The following is a 16,876-nucleotide window of genomic DNA, read 5'->3' as shown; positions in this document are numbered from 1 at the left end:
AACAGAAAATGCTGATGGACAGGTCATCATGGAAACAGTTGCATAAAAAAGCTTGTTTGCAAGTCTAGTCAAATGGCGCTGAAGTTTCGCAGCTGATAGCCTTGTCAGCATCATTTCCGCCTCCGCCATAGCACCAGTCGTTTCCTGCGCCGCCGTTGATAGTATCGTTGCCAAGGCCGCCGTTTGCCTTGTCGTCCCCGGAACTGGCCTTGATGCTGTCGTTGCCAGCCATGCCATAAATCAAATCGTCTCCGGGCCCGCCGTTGATAGTGTCGCGGCCCTCACTTCCAAAGATAATATCGTCGCCTTCATTGCCAAACGCATAGTCGTCTCCGCCACCGGTGATAATGCAGTCATTCCCTGCCCTTCCAAGTATCACGTTTTGTGCGCCAGAGCCGATTATCAGGTCCGCGCCGCGTGTCCCAAATATCATCTTCTGGCCGGAGTCCCTCTTGTCGACAACGTTGTACTTGCCGCTTGCTATCAGCTCCTCAATAGTCATGCCGCCGCAGTACTTCTCTTCTGTCAGTGGTTTTTCTGCCGTGGGCTGCGCCGACTGGCTGTACGATGCTGCAACGTCAAGATGGACTGCATTACTGCTGCCGTAAAAAGCCCAGGGCGATGTCTGGTTTGTCGCGTCAACTGCCCTCACCTGTGGCGTAAAGTTTCCCTCCCTGTCAAAAGTGTAGGATGCTGTCGCGGTTGCAGATGCCGGCGCGCCCTCGACGGCGGTGATCAGGTCAATCCCGCCATCGCCATCAAAGTCCCACTCGAACTTTTGTACGCCGCCCTGTGCCGATGCACCTGCAGAAAATGTAAACGCCATTCCAGTTCTGCCGTCAGCGCCTTTTGCAGAGAAAGGAGACCATTGGTCCATGCTTGCAACTGGCGCTTCACCGAGCACGCCGATGTACGCCGGCCTGCCATTCAAGCCAACAGGCAGTACAAGTGCGCGCGTGCCAAACGCGTCATTTACCGTGACTGTCGGCAGAAACAGCCCGTATTTTCGGTAGGTGTGCTGCGTCGCCGGAGTGCTTGTAGTCGCATCCACCGTCCCATCGCCGTCAAAGTCCCATTCATAACCTGTCAGGTTTGCGCTTGAAGTCACGCTAAAAGCGTACGTTGCAGAAGGCGAGCCGTTTGCGCCAGTGCTTGTCGTTGGGCCCTCCTGCGAGAATGTCAGCGTGGCTGCAAGCTCGGGAATAGCCACGTCCAGCGTTATTGTTGTTTCTTGTTTTGCTGTCGCTCCGTTGACCGCATATGCGGCCCAGAGCGATGGCAGGTCGTTTACGTCGACTGCCCTTACTTTTGGGACCCACGAGCCCGGCGAGCCGTACACGTGATCAACCGTGGCAGAGATAGAGGACTTGCCAGAGACCTGCGACGTTGCGTCAACATTGCCGTCGCCGTCAAAGTCCCACTCTACTCTTGCAAGACCTTCGTCCGACGACGCGCTTGCAGAGAACGTAAATGAGGTGGCCGGCGAGCCGTCAGGCCCCGCCGCGGAATACGGGCTCCACCGGTTCATCGTCACCTTTGGAGGCGCAGAGCTTCCTATCACAAGTTGGATAGGCAAGCCGTTTACGTCATAAACGTCCCATGCAGAGACAAACCCTTCGCTGTTGACTGCCCTCACCGCAGGATAGGCAGTCGCAGGCGCAGAAAACGTGCGCACTATTGACCCGGAGGAAGACTTGCCCGGCGAGTCTGCAGCAGAATAGGCATCCGGCTCGCCGTTGCCGTCAAAGTCCCATTCAAACCCCTGCACGGCAAGGTCGTCGTCTGTGCCGGTTGCCCGGAATGTGACAGGGGTGCCCATGCTTATCACGCCGGGGCCCGGAGACCAGACTCTCATTGTCACGGCAGGGCCTGAAGCAGCCAGCACCAGAGACGGAATGGCAATAACAGAAAGGAGGAGAACAAGGGCGGTTGCGATGCCCGGCGCTGCCGATGTTTCACGCCGATAAGAGCCCCGTCGTTTCAACCGTGGATTATAGTTAGACATTACATAAAAAAATACTTTATGCAGGTTATAGAACAGGCATTTGCGCACGCCTGAATAGTTCAAGAAAATCATGCGCAAAAAGGGAAGGGGCTTGGGCCCATTCTGCCAGTGTCATTCTGCCGCATTCTAGTCATCGTCGTGGTCGTCGTCGCGGTGGTCGTTGCGATAGTTCCTTTCTATGTTGCGCATGTTGCTGCGGCCGCGGTCATCGTCGCATCCATCGTTTCCGTCGCTGCCGTCGATTGTGTTACTGCCATTTCCGCCGCTAATATCGTCGTTTCCCGCGCCGCCAACTATGACATCGTTGCCGTTGTCGCCATAGATGACGTCGTTTCCAGAGCCGCCATAGAGCTTGTCAGCGCCGTCGTCGCCAAAGATCCTGTCGTTGCCGCCGTTGCCGTAGATCTGGTCGTCGCCCTGGTGGCCGTGGATGATGTCGTCGCCTGCGCCGCCGATGACACAGTCGTTGCCCTTCTTGGCGTTTATTACGTCGCCGTACTTGCTTGCGAGTATCAGGTCGTTGCCGTTGGAGCCGTTGAGGGTCTTTCTCTGGCCGTTCCTGTTGTCTATCACGTGGTACTGGCCGCTTGCTATCAATTGCTTGATTGTCTTGCCGTCGCAGTAAAGATCACCTGACGATGGCAAAGACGTGTCGAGCTTGATTATCGTGCTTCCGGAATTGAACGCATCCCAGGCAGAAACTTGGTTGTAGATGTCGACTGCTCTCACTTTTGGAGTCCACGTGCCTGCCGCATTGTATGTGTAGGATGCTGTCGCAGTTGCAGACATCGGCGAGCCCGTTATGGGAGTAGTGGCGTCTACATTGCCGTCCCCGTTAAAGTCCCACTCGAACTTGGCAATTCCTGCGTTTGTAGCGGAAGTGGCGCTTGCAGAGAACGCAAATGCAGTGGTCGGAGTGCCGTCAGCTCCGGAGGCGCTATATGGATTCCACTGGTTCAAGGTTGCGACAGGTGGCTGGCCCAGTTCGCAGTTGATTATCGTGTCGTTGGTGCCCTGGCTGTCGGTGCACTTGTCGATGCCGGCGCCACCGTCAGACAGGTCATTTCCGTTTACATCTTCAATAGTGTCGTCGCCGGCTTCGCCATACAGCTTGTCGTTGCCGTACGAGCCCTGTATGTAGTCGTTGCCGTTTCCGCCATAGACGTAATCGTCTCCATTAAGGGCATACAGCTTGTCGTTGCCATCGCCTCCATAGAGCCAGTCTGTGCCGCCTGCGCTGCTGTCGCCGTTATAGTCGTAAACTGTGTCGTCGCCACCAAAGGCGATTATGCAGTCGTCACCTCCCCTGCCATCAATGTAGTTGGAGAGGTTGTTGCCAAGTATCAGGTCGTTGCCGCTTGTCCCGTAAATGTTAACGACACTCGTGTTCCTCTTGTCAATCACGTTGTACTGGTGCGACGCGATCAGCTGGTCGATTGTCTTGCCGTCGCAGTACAGATCGCTTGTCTGGGGTGTTACCACGTCAAGCTGGATTATCGTGGTTCCCGAATTGAAAGTGTCCCATGCAGATACGTTGTTGCCAGCATCCACCACGCGGACCTTCGGCGTGTATATGCCGTCAGCGCCATAGGTGAAAGTCTTTGTCACGCCGGTTACAGAAGTCGGCGAGCCAGTTACTATAGTAGTTGCGTCGACGCTGCCGTTTCCGTCAAAGTCCCATTCCAGGCGTACAATGCCTGCAGGGGCCGACGCGTCGGCAGAGAAGGTAAACACCGTGGTAGGGGTGCCATCAGGACCCGACGAAGAGTATGGGTTCCACTGGTTCATCGTGGCAATGGGCGCGTTGACCACCGTTATTACCACGGTGTCAGGCGTGCTCGTCGCCCCGAGCTGATCTTTTACGCGAAGTTCGATTGTATAGGTGCCTGCGGTTGATGCCACAAACGTCGGCTTGGCAGGGTTTGTTGAAGCGTTTATCACAAGCGTTACCGGGCCGGTATTCTGCGCCCACATGTACGTCAGTGTGGTGCCGGGATCGGCGTCGCTGCTTCCAGTGCCGTCAAGCGTCACAGTACTTCCAACGATCACTATCTGGTCAGGGCCCGCGTTTGCAACGGGCGTGCTGTTTGCCGGCGGGCTTGCAACGTCAAGAGTTGGAACGGTAGAGCCAGAGTTGAATGCGTCCCATGCGGAAGCCCTGCCGTCAACGTCGACTGCCTTGACTTTTGGAGTATAGTTGCCGTCAGAGCCATAGACATGCGTCGCAGTGATTGCAGAGACTAAAGTCGGGGCGCCAGAAATTGGTGTTGTCATGTCGACCGTGCCGTTCCCGTCAAAGTCCCATTCCAGGCGTGCAATGCCTGCAGGGGCCGACGCGTCGGCGGAGAAGGTGAAAGTGGTGTTCTCATTGCCGTCGGCTCCGGATGCACTGTACGGGTTCCACTGGTTCAAAGTGGCAGTTGGAGCTGCCGGTGACACGTCGACATCTTCCTGAGCATTTGAAGAGTTGACTGGAAATGCCAGCTCGGAAGTTCCCCATTCGTCCACCACAGTCACGGTCGGAAGATACGAGCCATAGACAGGGTAGGTGTGAGTTGTGGTAGGCTGGGTCGTTATTTCATCAATTACGCCGTTTCCGTTAAAGTCCCACTTGAAGCTCACGGGGTGTTGGAAATAGGTAACAGTGAACGTAAAGGCAGTTGCAGTGCTGCCGTCAAATCCAATGTCAGAAGGAGCGCGCGGAGAGAAGTTTAGCGTAGGTCCCATTTGCGGTGCCGCTGTGTCCAACTTGACGGGCGATCCGCCTGTCATGAAAGCGGCCCACGAGGATGGAAGACCGTTAACATCAACTACTCTTACCTTGGGCGTCCACATTCCAGCGGCGTTGTAGGTATGCGTAGTGGTGACGCTGCTGACAGAAGTCGGAGCTCCGCTTACCGAAGTTGTCGCGTCCACGTTGCCGTCGCCGTCAAAGTCCCACTCAAGGTGCGCAATGCCCGCGTCGGCAGTACCCGAGGCCGAGAACGTAAACGCGGTATCAGGGAGGCCGTCAGGGCCAGAGGCAGAGTAGGGATTCCACTGGTCCAAGGTTGCAGTTGGTACGGACGAACTGCCTATCACCAACTGTACAGGCTGGCCGTTGACATCGTACACATCCCAGTAAGACAAAAAGTCGTCATTATCAAGCGCCCTCACCTTAGGAAAAGATGCAATGGCGCCAGTATACGTGTGGACTATGGAACTTGAAGCATTCGGGGCACCAAACGGCGTGGCTGGAGAGGTCGCGTCAGGCTCCCCGTCGCCGTCAAAGTCCCATTCAAATAGCTGTACTCCTACAGGATTAAAAGCGGTGGCGGAAAATGTTATCGGTAGATTAACATCTGCCGCAAAGGGCGACCACTGAAGCATGGTTATGACAGGCGGAGGCCAGAACACGTCAAGGGGCGTGTTGCTCCCACCAACGCTATACCTGCTCCAGTCAGAGACAGAGCTGTTCACGTCAACTGCCCTCACCTGCGGCCAGTAGACGTTGTCGTCGCCATAGACATGGGTTATAGTTATGCCGTTGACATGATCCGGTGCGCCCGAAATCGGGGTTGTCGCGTCCACGTTGCCGTCGCCGTCAAAGTCCCACTCTATGCTTTGCAGGCCTGCGCTTGCAGTAGCGTCGGCAGAAAACGTGAAAGTATCATCAGGAGTGCCATCGTCGCCTGAATCAGAATGTGGTGACCAGAGGTTCATTGTTGCGGTAGGATCGGTTACAGCAAAAGCAGCACTTGGGATTATAGTGGTAAATACAGAAGTTGCAAGAATTGCAAATACTATCACAGATACTGTCCTGTTTCTAGCATAACTTTTGCCATCGCCCACGCTCTTGGCCATGAGCATCCTGTAGCCGCATCATTATTTAAATCTATGTTTAAATCTGTGCTTAAATTTAGTGATAAAGGAAAACCGGTATCCCAAAAAGGTGTAAAAATTCTATAACATAAACATCGATGACTCACCAGTAATGAGATACTAGAAGGCCAGCTTACTTTTGGCGGATGCTGGCTTGGCCTCCAATAAATAATACTGAAAATTGTCGCTCGCATTATTGTTGGCACATCAGAAAGTTTCGCGCAAGAAAAAACATCAGCAATGCGTTTGCGGACTAGGTTGAGCTTAAAGTAATAGTCCAGGTGACTGTCAGCGTGTCGCCGGCAGCTTTTTGAATGTCCGCAAAAGTCTGCCTTGCAAGCATGTTGCCGCCGGTCGCAGAGTTAAAGATCCCGCTTTCGCGCAGAGTGCCCGTGGCCTGCCCAGGCCCAAACGTCACTGAAAGGATGAGCTTGTTGCCTGACGCAGTGGAGTATAGCGCAGTCGTGTCCTGTATGCGCGCATAGTTTGCCCCGGTCGTGAGCTCTGCAGACAATACGGTTTGGCTTGCGTCGACAGGAGTGTTGCTTGTGCCGAGCGCGATATAGTTGTACGGCGCGCTAGGGTTTACAGAGCCGTCATGCGGCGCTATCCTGGAGGCTACGCCCTCTATCCCGGCGCTTACGATGAGGTTGTCGAGGTGACGCTCGTCCTTGACGTTTCCAGACTGGTCGTACAGGATCATGTCCACGTTGCCCCGGAGGCCCAAGCCCTCTGTTTGTCTGCCCTCATCAATAATCATGCTTGCAATCGCCGGCAGCGTAAAGCCTATCACAATCATTGAAATACCAGCAGCTGCTACAATAGGCACGAGTCTGCGGTCCACAGTTTGTAAACCAAGTCGGTATTATTTAAATCTATATTTAAATTCGATATATTAATTATAGACGATACGTAATAAGAAGAAAAATTAAGCTCAGGGAGCCAAAAGAAGATGCCGGGGACAAAAAAACAATATGCAATAGCAGCTGCTGCAGGAGGGGCTGCCGCAGTGTTTGCAATATTTGTCGCACTTGCGCAGACGAACGCGATTGCCGTGCCGTACTTTACTCCGGTCGCGTTGCAGGTTGACGGTCTGAAGGAAAAATATGCAGCAGGCGAAAATGCAAGCTTTGCAGTTACCGCAAACGGATATGGCTCCAACTGCCATTCGCTAGAAGTTGAAGCAACGCACAATGATAACGGGGAGCGCGCGTCGTACTACAATAAAGAGGATGATTGCAGGTTCATGACCATCACGCACGGCAAGTACAACTTTACGCAGTCGTTTGACTATGGAAGCAAAGTCATGGGAAAAGCTGGCATGTATACCGTCGACATCAAGTTCAAGGATCTTGTCGACAACAAGGAAGCCCGTGTTACAAAGACGTTTGAAGTAAAGTAATAGTAGAAGAGGAGTACATGGACTTTATAAGCATCTGTCCCCATATATGGATATCATAGTCTTTTATTCTATAATTTAAAAGTAGATTTAAATAATAGCAGGTTCTAAGGGGTGGTATGGCACAGCCAAATAAGAGCCTCCTTCTGGGTGCAGTACCTGGCATCGCATTGGCCGCACTGATGGTCTTTGTGATCCCTAGCTCTGCTCTTGTTGGAGCTCAAAACGTTACTACCGATGGCCTGACTCCTCGCGGTTACGTCGTTGTTAGCGTGACAAGAGACGGTCAGGAAATCTACCACAACGAACAGCACAACCTGATCACCAATGCAGGCAAGGACTTTATTTCTGCCCAGATTGGATCAGACAGCACAGGTTCGAACGGTGCAAACTACATAGCGCTGACAAACACGGCAATCACGCCGGTAGCCGGTGACACCACCCTTTCAGGTGAGATTACCAACAATGGCCTTTCAAGAGCACAGGGAACATACGCTCACACCAACGGCCAAAGCACTTTCACTGTCAGCAAGACGTTCACTGCAACAGGAGCGACAGCCGCTCAGGCAGCAGGCCTCTTTACTGCTTCATCCGGCGGAACAATGATGGCCGAGAACACATTTAATGCAGTGAGCCTGGCAGCCAACGACCAACTGACAATCACTTGGACAATAACTCTGTCGTAAAAGTTGGCGAGTTAAAGCCCGAGTCTCCTCTTTTTCCTTATTTTATTTTCTTTTTCAAAATTTCAACATATTCTTAAATAACAAGATGCACACAGCCTCTGCACATGCAAAAGGGCTTGATGATCGCGCTGATTGCTGCAGGCATAGTAATAACAGCAGCGGTTGCAATTGCAGGCGTGGCCGCTTTTGCACCGGGACAGCAAGGCAATAATAATAACAACAATGCGCCACCACCTACTGCTGCAAGCACAGGCAAGAACCTCACGCTGAACTTGAACGAAAACCTCGGCTTGAAGGGAAATGCACGATAGACAATGCCAGTTTGCAAGCTTGAGGCGGCACTAATGCTACTTTTGTGAGTAAATTTAAAGGCAAACTCTTAAAAAGGATTTAAATCTATATTTAATACGACAGCTGTGCAGAGTCCAGACGCAGAGAACGCCCAGTCCAGGCGGAGATGGCAGGATTACGGTTTCATCAAGGAAGAGGTAGCCAAGGTCCTTGACGGCCACCCAGAAGGGCTAACAGGGGCCAGGATTGCCGAGCTTGTAGGCATTACGCAGGGCGCCATGTCAAAGTACCTGTCCATGCTCAAGGTCGATGGCATCATAACCAGCCGCAAGGTCGGAGTGGCCAAGCTGTGGAAGCTTGTAAGCCAGTCAGACAGGGCAGGCATACTTGCAGACAAGATAGGCGAAGCGGACGAGGAAGCCACGTTCAAGGACTATGCGGTGTCGCTCCTTGAAGAGAACAACAGGCTTTTTGAAGCAGACGGCAAGCGAGTCATGGTCATGCCGACCAGCATGCTGTCAAACCTGTACAAATACACAAAGTCAGTGATCGGCACTGAAGTGCACGCGTTCTTTTACGAGTGGGGCAAAGACTATGCGAACGAGGTCAACAAGCTGGTCGACGACGTGGCAAAAAAAACAGAAAGCGACTTTATCGAATCGTTTCTGCTGCTGTGGAAGCTAAAAGGCTGGGGTAGGTTTGAAATAATAGCGATGGATGAAAACGCGATTGAAGTTGCCTGGTACGACTCTGTCCTGGCAGAAGAGATGAGAGGGACAGAAAAGGCGCCGGTAGACGACTTTGTGGCAGGCGCGCTGGCAGCCGCAGCCGCACACTCGATGGGCGGAAGCTGGCGGGTCACAGAGACATCGTGCAGGGCAACCGGCGCGCCTCATTGCCTGTTTGTAGGGACAAAGACATCTTAAGATTTAAAGATAGATTTAAATAATAAGCAATCTATTGTACAGGCGTGAAGGTAAACAAGCCTATAGCTTTTGTTGTGCTTGCTTTTGTCATAGGCGCAACCATATCACAGGGCTCGTTTGCCTTCGCCGACGATTCTTCCACCAACCCGTTCAGGGCGATCTGGGAGGCTATTGGAGAGCTCCAGACAAAGACGGACTCGCTGCAGGCGCAGATCGACGACATAAAGACGCAGCAACAGCAAGAGGGCGCATCTCCATCGGCAGCAGGCCAAGCAGTGACCAAGAATTCGGAAACCTCACTTTCAATAGATCTTTCTGGCGGCCAGCCAGGCCAGACGCTCATCAGCTTGGTGGCAAGGAACGCAGGGCCCGACAGCGCAGTAGGGGTAAAGCTGTCGACCTATTACCAGATGTCGTTGTTCCGCGTGAACCATATCGACGGTGCCCAGTGCACGGATCAGGCCAGGGGCATAATCGAGTGCTATCTTGGCACAATCGAATCAGGCGGCGAGGCGCGGATAACCATCGACGCGACGACTTTGCAGATAGGCCAGCAGGCAATAATCACGGCGGATGCTTCCTCGATAACAAAGGACGTCAACCCAGGCAACAACCATGCCGAAACAGTATTCGTAACAGCACCGCAGGTAGTAGAGATACCACCTTCGCAACAACAGCAACAACCGACAGTTGAGCAGCCGGCGCAAAGCATTGGCGAGCAACAAGAACAACAACAGCAGCCAGTTCAGAATCAGACAAGCACGCAACAAGAAAACCAGAGTGAGCAGCCGGCGGCAGAACAACAACCAAACGGTCAGAGTAGCAGCGGAGAGCAGCAGAATCCTGGCGAACAGACCTCGCAGCCCGGCAGTGAGCAACAAAACTCTGGAAGTGAAGGAGCAAGCGGCAGTTCGGGCGACAGTAGCAATCCTTCTTCAAGTGACAACAATTCTACTGCCGGCTCTGACTCGGGTTCAAGCGATTCGAGCAGTACAAGCTCGCCTGGCTCTTCTTCAAGTGACACAGGTTCTAGCGATGCAGGAAGTGGCTCTTCGGGCGATTCAGGTTCGACAGGCGACTCAAGCTCAGGCGATAGTAGTAGTGGAGAAGGAAGCTCATCTTCTGGCAGCAGTAGCGACTCTGGCACAACAACAGGGTAGACGCAAAATCTAACAGTTTTCGCTTCCAATTCTTGATTCAAGATAGAGCGCAGAGATTCCCTCTATCTCGCACAATCCAAGCTGGTTTACCACGTGGCCATCCTCAACTTCCATCAGAGGATACATCATGCTTTTAGGATCCGTCGAATGCGACAATCCAAGTGCATGGCCAAGCTCGTGCGCTACCACGTACTCCAGCATACCCTGCCCATAGAGCTTGTCAGCAGAATAGACGTATACTTCGGCCTGCACGATCTCGCCTGTGGCCTTGTCTGCAAGGAGGCGGGTCTTGCCCGGCTTGTTGTCTTGCTGCGCCGCGTCTGTCAGCACCACTTTGATGTTTGCGCTTGCGTCCTCATCTGCAAGCGACAAGCGCGGGACTGCCGCCTGCTGGAACACTGAAAGAAGGTCATTCCACTGCGAGTATGGGCCAGACAACATTGTTATGTTTTTGCCGGATATCATATCCTTGACGCTCTGGACGGCCGCGTCGCTTGCCCCGTCAGAAGAGGCGACAGCTACCGCAAGGCTTGGCTTGTCCAGCCAGAATGCCCTCGTGTCTATCGTGTAATGGCTCCCTCCGCCATCTTCCACGGCTGTGCGCTCTGCGACCCCTTCGAGGAACTCGACGCTCTCGTAGGTTTTTGGTGGTGTTGACACGGTAACAACGGCGGCAGCCGCTGCCGCTGGCAGCATGACCAAAAGTGGGATAATTACCACAAAAAGCCGCACGCAGGACAATGATACAGCCAACAACACAGTCAAGCAAGAGAAAACTAATATTGTCTAGTATGTTCAGTTTTGCGAACAGTCAATTGTTCACTTGTACGAACAACTTTATATTAATCCAAGGCCATTTACGGCCGTGACTGAAGACCCTCTTGTCGCAGACCTGAAAGCGTTTGGGCTTGAGGAAATGGAAGCCCAGGCGTACGTGAGGCTTGCAAGGCTGGGCAAGGCAAGGGCCAGCTCGCTCTCATCTGCACTAAAGATCAACAGGACCACGACGTACAGGATACTAGAGAGGCTAAAGCAGGCAGGGATAGTCGAGACCTCCATGAGCAGGCCAGTCAGCTTCATCGCCGTTGAGCCAAAAAAGGCGCTGCAACTGCTCATAGACAGGCGCAAGGACGAGCTCAGGGCTGCGGAGGGCAGGTACTCTTCGATACTGGAGCAGTTTACAAAATTTTATGTCCCTTCCGAAGAGGCGATCGGAGCCAAGTTCAACATCCTGCAGGGAAACGAGGAGATCCACCGCGCGGTAACAAGGCTTGCCAAGGACGCAAGCAAGAAAATGTCGATGATAACGTCGGTGCGCGACCTAGGCAAGATGTACTATTCTGGCGCGTACGAGGCAATTGCGGCTGCAGCAGCAAGGGGCGTCAAAGTGGAAATCTTGACAGAAGTGACAGACCTTCAGGCGCTTGACATAGTGGCAAAGCACGATGGGTTTGCAGAGGTACGCCACAGGGCGGAGTCCAAGATGAGGATGGTGCTCAAGGACGAAGAGGAGGCACTCATAACGGTGGCCGCAGGCGGGGCAGAAGAGGAAGTGGCGCTGTGGACGTACTCGCAGTCGTTTGCGTCGGCGATGCAGTCAATAGCAACCAACGAGTTCCACTCTGGAATAGAGCTTGGCGCGATTGCCACTGCGCTCAAGACGGGCAAGCCGGCCGAGTCGTTTAGGATAATCACGGACGAAAAGGAATACACAAGCAACATGATGGCGCTTTTGACCTCGGCCAAGTCAGAACTGTACATCGGCTTTAACCTCCATCCGACGTTTAGCACGCCGGCGGTGCTTGAAGTATTAAAGTCGCTTGCAAGCAGGGGAGTAAAGGTGCGCGTCCTTTCTGCGCCAAGCTCTGAAGAGGCAGACATTGTAAGAAAGCTGCACGGCACGATAGACTTTCGCATATCGGCGTTTCAGACAGACGTGCAGGTGATGATAGCCGACGGCAAGGAAATGCTTTTTTCAAACGCTGCAAGGGCGCAGGGCAGCAAGAGGCCGGACATAAACATACGCACCAACCTTGCAGGGATGGTGTCGTTCATGCACAACATCGTCGCAGACATCTGGCTTGACTCGCGCGAATACACACTGGAGCTTGAAACCCTGCAGCAATCAATATTGCTTAACAGGTGCGCCGGCGCCGTCAGGGCGATGATGCAGGACCACGGGATCGAGATCGTGCTTGGAAACAAGATACTGGGAAAATCCGGAGTGCTCCACAAGTTCGATATCATTTCGCCAAGCACAAAGGCAGAAGGAGGAGGCGGCAGGATAGCAGTGTCGTTTCTTGCGTACTCGGACCCGGAATCCACGGGCACAAGGCTCATGGAGTCCAAGATAAAGCTCCTTGACTGCGAGCCCATCGATCTCGTGATTGGCATGCTGCAGGCCAGCAATCAGGGAGGAGAGAACGATGGTCCGGTGGCAAAACTTGCAAGGGCAGTGGGACTGCACATAGTCCAGGCAGGCGACCCTGACAGGCTGGCAGAACTTGTGTTCCACGAGATAGAAAGGCGTTACTAATATGGCGTATGCGCTTTAAGCAGTTGCAGCCGCCGTCGTCATCATCCCCCCGCAGGAGGGACGCTTACAATTCCTGCCTTTGCCAGTTCCGCTCCAATTCCATAGCCGACAAGCGCGATGCCAGTGCCAAGCCCGGCCATCTCTATGCCGCCTTTTATCCAGCTTTTCTTTGCCATGCGCCCCTTTAGCGCGCCAACGATGAACGATGAAGCCACGCTTATGACTATGGCTATCACGATGGCGGCAATCGGGGACATCAAGCCGGCCTTGACCGCAAAGTAAGGAAGGATCGGGAGAATCCCGCCCAGCAGAAAAGAGCCAAACATCACCAGCGCGCCTTTCAGCGGGTTGCCCAGGATTTCCAGGTTGAGCCCAAGCTCTTCTGTAAGCATGGTCTTGAGCCAGACGTCCTTGTTTGAGGTTATCTTGCTGACAACCCTGTTCAGCTCCTCGCCCTCGAATCCTTTTTCGCGGTAAATGTCTTCTACCTCTTCTCTTTCCAGTTCAGGCACGGTCTCTATTTCGTGTTCTTCGCGTTTAATCTCTGACTCTAGTATCTCCCGCTGGGATTTTACGGCGAGGTAATTCTGGACCGCCATTGCCTTTGCGCCGGTGAACATCCCTATCAGCGCGGCAAGGATGACCACGTCTGCAGATATGATGGCACCTCCCACGCCGGCCACTATGCCCAGCGACGTGTTTACCCCGTCGCCAAACCCAAACACGAGGTCCCGTATGTAGTTGCTTTCCTTGATGTGAGGTTCAACGTGAGTGACTCGCTCAGCCATTTTTTCGCGTATACGGATTGTCGTTACCAGCCTATTAACTCCGTGTCGGAGATAGCCTGCTATTGTTGTGTTTTGTTGCTACTGCCGCCATCATCATTGTTGTTGTCATTATGCGAGTGCACTTTTCTTAGCGCCTCGTGCACCTGGTCGCGGAATATCGTCAGCCCAATCCTCCGGGCGTGCGGCTGGCCTCTTGCAAACGACTCGGCCATGTTGCTGACAAAGTCAAGGTCGACCTTTGGAGGCATCGGGGGCTCAAACGGGTCCACCAGCGCTTCGATTATCGCCGGCCCGTCCTGCGACATTGCTTCCTGAACGAGGGACCTTGCGTCGCGCGGGTCGGATATAGAGTATCCCTTGGCCCCGCACGCCTCGGCAAACTTGGCAAAGTCTATTGGCGCAAATTCCACTCCAAATTCCGGGTTTCCAAGGAAGGCCAGCTGCTCCCACCGGATCATGCCAAGCGAGTTGTTCTTTATTATCACCACCTTGATAGGCAGCTGGTATTTCACCGCTGTCGCAAACTCGCCCATCAGCATCGTAAAGCCGCCGTCGCCGACAAAGGCAACAGACTGACGCTCGGGGTACGCTATCTGCGCGGCTATTGCGTACGGGAGCGCGCACGCCATAGTCGCAAGGGTGCCGGAAAGCGAGAACTTCATCCCCTTTCTCAGGTCGATGTACTGCGCGGCCCAGATTGTGTTGGTCCCGCTGTCGACAGAAAGTATGGCGTTGTCCTGCAGCTCTTCAGAGATTATCCGGGCGATGAACTGCGGCTTCATCGGCATCTCTATGCGGCTGCTGCGCTCCCGCAAGAGGTTGTTCCACTCTTTCATCGCTGCCTGCTTTGAGCGGGCAAAGTCGTGGCTCTTTTCCTTCAAGAGCGGGAGCAGGGCCGACAGCGCAAGTCTAGAGTCCCCGACCAGTCCAACTTCGACGGGATAGCGCAGCCCTATTTTCTCTGCAAATAGGTCTATCTGCACTCCCCGGGCCTGCCCCGGCTTGGGCAAATAGTCGATGTACGGAAACGAGGTCCCCACCATCAGGAGCGTGTCTGCTTCTGCCATCGCATCAGACGATGGAGAGGTGCCAAGCAGGCCGATGCCGCCGGTGCAGAGCGGGTGGTCGTCAGGAACAACCGCTTTGCCAAGGAGCGCCTTGACTATGGGTGCGCCCAGCCTTTCTGCCACGGCTATAACCTCGTCGGTGGCGTCAAGTGCGCCCTGCCCCACCAGCATGACGACCCTGCGGCCGGCGTTCAGTATCTCTGCCGCTTTTTCTAGAAGCTTTGGATCGGGCATCGCATAGGCCACAAGCGCGTCAGAAGTGTGGCCGGCCACCTTGTGCCGGGAATACATGCCGCGCAGCTCCCTTTCCTGCACGTCTATCGGGATGGTAAGGTGGCTGACGCCTTTTTTGGCAAGTGCGGTCCTGCACGCAATGTCGACTGCCATCTCGGCATGCTCGGGGCTGTTTATCATGTTGTTGTAGACAGACACGTCTGAAAAAAGCGCAAGCAGGTCGACGTCCTGCTGGTAGTTTGACCCCATCATGTCAGAGTATGTCCTGCCAGTGATTGCGATGACCGGCGCGCCATCGGCCTTGGCATCGTAAAGCCCTGTCAGGAGGTGCACCGCCCCCGGGCCAGAAGTGGCCACGCAGGCGCCTAGCTTGCCCGTGTATTTTGCGTATGCGCAGGCCATGAAAGCGGCAGATTCTTCATGCCGGACAAGGACGAACCGGATCTTGCTGGCCCGCCTCCTCAAAGCCTCGATGAAACCGTTAATGCCGTCGCCCGGCAGCCCAAAGATGACATCTACGCCCCAGTCCATCAACGCTTCAGCGACAATGTCTGCAGTCTTCATGGAATTGTATTGCTTTTCTAGCCAATAAGGTTACACGTCGCGTTCTTTGGGTATTAACCAGTCAGATCTAGCCGGCCATCCAGCAAATAACCATTTAATTAATAAATGAGTTGCACCCCAGCTAGATCATCATATGTCTACTGCAGCAACAACAACAGTTGCCGAGTATGTATGCGCAGACTGTGGGACGCTTTTGACTCACTCTAACCCCAACACCCTCCAGAGCATGAAGGAGGTTCACGATCAACTCTGCGTCGTCAAGAGGCAGAAAACAAGGGTGGCGCAAATGGCTGCACCGGCAGCGCCCAAGCCGGCAGCTGCAGGTCCGGCGGCCGCAGCAGCTCCAAAGCCAAGCGCGGCTCCGCAGCCAGCAATGCCAGCCCCGGCGGCGCCTGCTGCAGGCGGTAGTGGTGATACCACCATTTCACTTACAGGCTCGGGCACAAGCTACTCCAAGGTGGAGGGCCCGATAGACACAGGCTTTAAGAGCAAGCGCCAGGTAGCAGGCCAGTTCAAAGGCATCAACGTCTGGGGCCCGCTCGACGCCCCCGGACAACTGGGAATATGGGGCACAAACGTCTGCGTCGACTTTGACATATGCGTAGCTGACGGCGCCTGCATCGAGGCCTGCCCAGTAAACGTGTACGAGTGGCTAGAGACTCCAGGCCACCCGGCGTCAGAGAAAAAGGCGTTCATGGCACGAGAAAAAGACTGCATATTCTGCCTTGCCTGCGAGAACGTGTGCCCTCCGCAGGCGATAAAGATATTCCAGAAAGGCCAGTAGCCTGACGGCGCGCGTTAATATTTATTTATAGTAATGCATACGCTTGGCGTTGAAAAGATTCCGCGTGGTTGCAACGGGCGGGACATTTGACGAGATCCACGCAGGGCACATCGCGCTCTTGTCCAAGGCGTTTGAGGTCGGCGACAAGGTGATAATCGGGGTCACAAGCGACGAGTTTGTAAAGGGCAAGAAAAAGATAAACCACGATTTTTCACGGCGCATCGCAAACCTGAAAGACATGATAAGAAAAGAGTTTGGCGACAATGCCAACTACGAGATTGCAAAACTTGACAGCGAGTTTGGCCCCGCAGTCACTACAGGCGACGTTGGCGCGCTGGTGGCAAGCGCCGAGACGCAGGAAAAAGGCGCAAGGCTCAACGAAATAAGGAGGAAAAACGGCCTTGCGCCGGCGCAGGTGATATCAGTTCCACTCATCAAGGCAGAAGACGGCAAGCCGATATCGTCCACCCGCATACGCGCAGGCGAGATTGACAAAAGCGGCAGGTTGTTAAAAGCCTGACAGGGCAGGCTCAAACTTGTTTGATTACCGGGATTTTATCTGCATCCGGCCGCAG

General features: G+C 54.0%; 14 protein-coding genes. 8 read left to right on the top strand and 6 right to left on the bottom strand.

The genetic code is table 11. From position 1 onward, the window contains the following. Window positions 1-64 precede the first annotated feature (64 nt). The 3 genes from NTE_RS06385 to NTE_RS06375 form a co-directional block, all read right to left on the bottom strand. Complete coding sequence (locus NTE_RS06385) at window positions 65-1,984, bottom strand: PKD domain-containing protein (protein ID WP_158385197.1); 1,920 nt, start codon at window positions 1,982-1,984, stop codon at window positions 65-67. A 147-nt stretch (window positions 1,985-2,131) separates the two neighbouring features. Then, window positions 2,132-5,848, bottom strand: a complete 3,717-nt coding sequence (locus NTE_RS06380; RefSeq protein WP_158385195.1) for a PKD domain-containing protein — start codon at window positions 5,846-5,848, stop codon at window positions 2,132-2,134. A gap of 271 nt (window positions 5,849-6,119) precedes the next feature. Further along, the gene (locus tag NTE_RS06375) at window positions 6,120-6,710 is read right to left on the bottom strand and encodes a hypothetical protein (protein WP_148700258.1); all 591 of its coding nucleotides are present in this window, start codon (window positions 6,708-6,710) and stop codon (window positions 6,120-6,122) included. 108 nt (window positions 6,711-6,818) lie between these two features. Between NTE_RS06375 and NTE_RS06370 the strand changes: the two genes are divergently transcribed. From NTE_RS06370 to NTE_RS06350, 5 genes are all read left to right on the top strand, one after another. Next, window positions 6,819-7,268, top strand: a complete 450-nt coding sequence (locus tag NTE_RS06370) for a hypothetical protein (RefSeq protein ID WP_148700257.1) — start codon at window positions 6,819-6,821, stop codon at window positions 7,266-7,268. Between the two features lie 116 nt (window positions 7,269-7,384). Then, the gene (locus tag NTE_RS06365; RefSeq protein WP_148700256.1) at window positions 7,385-7,951 is read left to right on the top strand and encodes a hypothetical protein; all 567 of its coding nucleotides are present in this window, start codon (window positions 7,385-7,387) and stop codon (window positions 7,949-7,951) included. 104 nt (window positions 7,952-8,055) lie between these two features. Next, window positions 8,056-8,262 carry a hypothetical protein gene (locus NTE_RS06360; RefSeq protein WP_148700255.1) on the top strand — a complete coding sequence of 69 codons (207 nt, stop codon included), beginning with the start codon at window positions 8,056-8,058 and terminating at the stop codon, window positions 8,260-8,262. A gap of 105 nt (window positions 8,263-8,367) precedes the next feature. Then, window positions 8,368-9,168 carry a V4R domain-containing protein gene (locus NTE_RS06355; protein ID WP_148700254.1) on the top strand — a complete coding sequence of 267 codons (801 nt, stop codon included), beginning with the start codon at window positions 8,368-8,370 and terminating at the stop codon, window positions 9,166-9,168. Between the two features lie 44 nt (window positions 9,169-9,212). Beyond that, window positions 9,213-10,328 carry a DUF11 domain-containing protein gene (locus tag NTE_RS06350; protein ID WP_148700253.1) on the top strand — a complete coding sequence of 372 codons (1,116 nt, stop codon included), beginning with the start codon at window positions 9,213-9,215 and terminating at the stop codon, window positions 10,326-10,328. A 9-nt stretch (window positions 10,329-10,337) separates the two neighbouring features. On the opposite strand, the gene NTE_RS06345 is transcribed toward NTE_RS06350, so the two are convergent. Next, window positions 10,338-11,024 (bottom strand): matrixin family metalloprotease, encoded by a 687-nt coding sequence (locus tag NTE_RS06345; protein ID WP_226987257.1) that lies wholly within the window; start codon window positions 11,022-11,024, stop codon window positions 10,338-10,340. A gap of 169 nt (window positions 11,025-11,193) precedes the next feature. Between NTE_RS06345 and NTE_RS06340 the strand changes: the two genes are divergently transcribed. Further along, a complete protein-coding gene (locus NTE_RS06340) occupies window positions 11,194-12,864 on the top strand; it encodes a helix-turn-helix domain-containing protein (RefSeq protein ID WP_148700251.1) in 1,671 nt (556 codons plus the stop codon). A 41-nt stretch (window positions 12,865-12,905) separates the two neighbouring features. Here the strand turns inward: NTE_RS06340 and NTE_RS06335 are convergent, their stop codons facing one another. Further along, complete coding sequence (locus NTE_RS06335; RefSeq protein ID WP_148700250.1) at window positions 12,906-13,652, bottom strand: VIT1/CCC1 transporter family protein; 747 nt, start codon at window positions 13,650-13,652, stop codon at window positions 12,906-12,908. A 59-nt stretch (window positions 13,653-13,711) separates the two neighbouring features. Continuing rightward, a complete protein-coding gene (locus tag NTE_RS06330) occupies window positions 13,712-15,517 on the bottom strand; it encodes a thiamine pyrophosphate-dependent enzyme (protein ID WP_148700249.1) in 1,806 nt (601 codons plus the stop codon). Window positions 15,518-15,986: 469 nt separating this feature from the next. Here NTE_RS06330 and NTE_RS17560 point away from each other — a divergent pair, with 469 nt between their 5' ends. Further along, window positions 15,987-16,301 (top strand): 4Fe-4S dicluster domain-containing protein, encoded by a 315-nt coding sequence (locus NTE_RS17560; RefSeq protein WP_264357950.1) that lies wholly within the window; start codon window positions 15,987-15,989, stop codon window positions 16,299-16,301. A gap of 43 nt (window positions 16,302-16,344) precedes the next feature. Then, the gene (locus NTE_RS06315; protein WP_226987212.1) at window positions 16,345-16,821 is read left to right on the top strand and encodes a phosphopantetheine adenylyltransferase; all 477 of its coding nucleotides are present in this window, start codon (window positions 16,345-16,347) and stop codon (window positions 16,819-16,821) included. Window positions 16,822-16,876: the final 55 nt, after the last annotated feature.

Source organism: Candidatus Nitrososphaera evergladensis SR1 (assembly GCF_000730285.1).
Lineage (GTDB): Archaea > Thermoproteota > Nitrososphaeria > Nitrososphaerales > Nitrososphaeraceae > Nitrososphaera > Nitrososphaera evergladensis.
This window is presented reverse-complemented; position numbering and strand designations above follow the sequence as displayed.